We start from the raw sequence: 3,845 nt of genomic DNA on the forward strand, positions 1-3,845 counted from the left end.
GGCGTTGACCAGCTCGCCGCTCGGTGTCTCGAGGACGACACCCTGCGGCTCTCCCCACAGGACGCTGGCGGGGTCGACGTCGCCGCCGGGCTCGATCCTCGCATCGGCCTCACCGAAGACTCCGAACGTCGCGTCCGCACCGCCGAGGAACGCCACGTTCGACCCCGGCGGAGCGAGCTCGGCGGGGTCGGGCTCGCCCTCGTCGACACGCACCGGGACCGCGATCTGGTCGCCGGTCACGAGCTTCGTGGTGTCCTTCACGACCTGGTCGACGTCGACCAGCACCACGTCGTACGGGATGCGGTCCTTCTCCTCCCCACCCTCGGAGAGCACCAGCGTCGGGCCGTCCTCCCAGGAGGCGACGGTCCCCAGCACGACCACCGGAGACTCCTTCGCCAGCTCCTCTGGAGAGGCGTAGCCCAGGCGCTGACGGTCGCCCCCGGCCAACGGAGGGGTCGAGGACGACACCGTCGGGTCGACCGATCCCGCGGCCTCCTCCGGCGCTTCGCCACCACACCCGGCGAGGGCGAGCAGAGCCGCGGCGAGCAGCGCCGCCGTACGACGCACCGCTCAGGCCTTCTTGGTCGCCGCGGTCTTCGTGGCCGGCGCCTTCTTGGCGGTCGCCTTCTTGGCGGCGGCCTTCTTCGCCGGGGCCTTCTTGGCTGCCGTCTTCTTGGCCGGCGCCTTGCGTGCCGTCTTCTTGACCGGGCCCTTCGCGCGCTTCTCGGCGAGCAGCTCGGCGGCCCGCTCGAGCGTGATCGTCTCGACCTCGTCGCCCTTGCGCAGCGTCGCGTTGACCTGGCCGTCGGTGACGTACGGCCCGAAGCGACCGTCCTTCACCACGACCGGCTGCTTGGACTCCGGGTCGTCACCGAGCTCCTTCAGCGGGGCAGCGGCCGCCCGGCGTCCGCGCTGCTTCGGCTGGGCGTAGATCGCCAGCGCCTCGGGCAGCGTGATCGAGAAGATCTGGTCCTCGGTCTCGAGCGAGCGGGAGTCGGTGCCCTTCTTGAGGTACGGGCCGTAGCGACCGTTCTGGGCGGTGATCTCGTCGCCGCTCTCGGGGTCGGCGCCGACCACGCGCGGCAGGGACAGCAGCTTGAGCGCGTCCTCGAGCGTCACCGAGTCCAGGTCCATCGACTTGAAGAGCGAGCCGGTGCGCGCCTTCTCCTTCTTGGGCGCGTCCTCGGGGAGCACCTCGGTCACGTACGGCCCGAAGCGACCGTTCTTCGCGACGACGACCCGCCCGGTGGACGGATCCGTGCCGAGCTCACGGTCCTGCCCGGCGGGGTTGGCGAGCAGCTCCTTGGCCTTGTCGAGCGTCAGCTCGTCGGGCGGCAGGTCGTCCGGGACGTTCGCGCGCTGCATGACGCCGTCGGCGTCGGGTCCCTCGAGGTACGGGCCGTAGCGTCCGACGCGCAGCGCGATCCCGTCGCCGAGCTCGAACGTCGACAGCTCCCGTGCGTCGATCTCGCCGAGCCCGTCGACGAGGCGCTTCAGGCCGGTGTTGCCGTCGTCGTCGCCGTAGTAGAAGCCGTGCAGCACGTGCGGGCGCTGCTCGCGACCGGCCGCGACGTCGTCGAGCACGTCCTCCATGGTGGCGGTGAACGCGTAGTCGACCAGGCGTCCGAAGTGACGCTCCATGAGCCGCACCGTCGAGAAGGCGATCCACGACGGCACCAGCGCGGTGCCCTTCTTGTAGACGTAGCCACGGTTGAGGATCGTCTGGATGATCGAGGCGTACGTCGACGGGCGGCCGATCTCGCGCTTCTCGAGCTCACCGATCAGCGTCTGCTCGGTGTAGCGGGACGGCGGCTTGGTGGTGTGCCCCGCTGCGTCGAGCGACTCGACGGTGACGGTGTCCCCCTCGGCGACGTCGGGCAGCCGGGTCTGCTTGTCGTCGGACTCGGCCTCCGGGTCGTCGGCGCCCTCGACGTAGGCCTTGAGGAAGCCGTAGAAGGTGATCGTGCGGCCGGAGGAGGTGAACACGCACTCCTCGCCGGACGCCGAGGTCGCCCCGGTGCGCACGGTCAGGGTGCTGCCCTTGGCGTCCTTCATCTGCGACGCGATCGTGCGCATCCAGATCAGCTCGTAGAGCCGGAACTCGTCGCCGGTGAGGCCGGTCTCGGCGGGGGTGCGGAAGGTCTCTCCGGCCGGACGGATCGCCTCGTGCGCCTCCTGGGCGTTCTTGACCTTCGACGCGTAGGTCCGCGGCGCCTCCGGGAGGTAGTCGGGGCCGTACAGCTCGCGCACCTGGGCCCTCGCCGCGTTCAGCGCGGTCTGCGAGAGGGTCGTGGAGTCCGTACGCATGTAGGTGATGTAGCCGCCCTCGTACAACCGCTGGGCGACCTGCATCGCGCGCTGCGCACCCCACGAGAGCTTGCGGCCGGCCTCCTGCTGCATGGTCACGGTGCGGAAGGGGGCGTACGGACGGCGCGTGTACGGCTTGGACTCGACGGACTGCACGGTGAAGACGCGGTCCTGGAGCCCTTCGGCGAGCGCTGCGGCGCGGGACTCGTCGAGGTGCACGATCGCGGGGCTGGTCAGCTCGCCCTCGGAGCTGAAGTCGCGACCCTGCGCCACGCGGGCACCGCCGACCGACAGCAGGCGCGCCGGGAACGAGCGCGGGTCCTTGTCCTGGCCGGCGTCGAAGCGGGCGTCGAGGTCCCAGTACGAGGCTGCGCGGAAGGCGATGCGCTCGCGCTCCCGCTCGACGACCATCCGCGTCGCGACCGACTGCACACGGCCGGCGGAGAGGCCGGACATGACCTTCTTCCACAGGACCGGGCTGACCTCGTAGCCGTAGAGGCGGTCGAGGATCCGTCGGGTCTCCTGCGCGTCGACGAGGTCCTCGTTGATGGTCCGGGTGTTGGCGATCGCGTTCTGGATCGCCTGAGGGGTGATCTCGTTGAAGGTCATGCGACGCACGGGGACCTTCGGCTTGAGCTCCTCCACGAGGTGCCAGGCGATCGCCTCGCCCTCGCGGTCCTCATCGGTCGCGAGGATGAGCTCGTCGGACTCCTTGAGGAGCTTCTTGAGCTTGGTGATCTGCGCCTTCTTGTCCGCGGGCACCACGTAGACCGGCTCGAAGTCGCCGTCGACGTCGACGCCGAGGCGCGCCCAGGGCTGTCCCTTGTACTTCGCCGGGACCTCGGCCGCGCCGTTGGGCAGGTCGCGGATGTGGCCGTACGAGGCCTCGACGACGTAGCCCTTGCCGAGGTAGCCAGCGATCTGGGCGATCTTCTTCGGCGACTCGACGATGACGAGAGAGGTCACGGTGCTGGGTGCTCCTGGTCCTGTGCTGTCGGGACGCTGCCCCCGAGGGGCAGCCCGCAGTGCGTCACAAAGGCGTGACGCGGCCCAAGGTAGCGCGTGTCGGCAAGATGGCGGGTACGGGACTCCCCACCGGCGAGCCGCCCGGCTCAGTGCAGGTAGCCGTCGGCGACCAGCTCGCGCACCGTCGGCAGCGTCGCCCGGCGGAGCGCGGCGGGCTCCTCGCCGAGGATCTGGGCGAGCGCGTCGATGATCTGCCCGACAGACAGTTCACCGTCGCAGGCACCGACCAGACCGGCCTCGGCCGTGTCGAGCTGCCTGGCTCTCCGTACCCCTCGCTGCAGGCGGACCAGGATGACCTCGGGGTCCGCGGCGCCGGCGGGACCGACACTCTCCTGGACGAGGTCCTCGGCCTGGACGAGATGGGCGGCGAGCAGCGCGTCGTCGGACGCGCCGGCGTACGCGTCGGTGCGCTCCGCCCAGGCTGCGACGTGCGGGCCGATGGGCTGCTCGATCTCGTACGGCCACTCCTCCAGGCGCAGCACCGGCTCGTCACGCCCGATGTTGCGCAGGCT

2 protein-coding genes and 1 pseudogene are annotated in these 3,845 nt (G+C 70.6%); all 3 read right to left on the minus strand.

The genetic code is table 11. The features are described from left to right. The coding region (locus PV363_RS16490; protein ID WP_301022908.1) for a hypothetical protein at positions 1 to 567 on the minus strand (567 nt) is incomplete at its 3' end. 3 nt (positions 568 to 570) lie between these two features. Further along, positions 571 to 3,273, minus strand: coding sequence for a type I DNA topoisomerase (gene topA / locus PV363_RS16495; RefSeq protein ID WP_301022909.1), 2,703 nt, complete (start codon positions 3,271 to 3,273; stop codon positions 571 to 573). Between the two features lie 146 nt (positions 3,274 to 3,419). Continuing rightward, positions 3,420 to 3,845 (minus strand): annotated as a pseudogene (locus PV363_RS16500) (transferase); the annotation flags it as partial.

It is taken from the genome of Mumia sp. (assembly GCF_028803055.1).
Lineage (GTDB): Bacteria > Actinomycetota > Actinomycetes > Propionibacteriales > Nocardioidaceae > Mumia.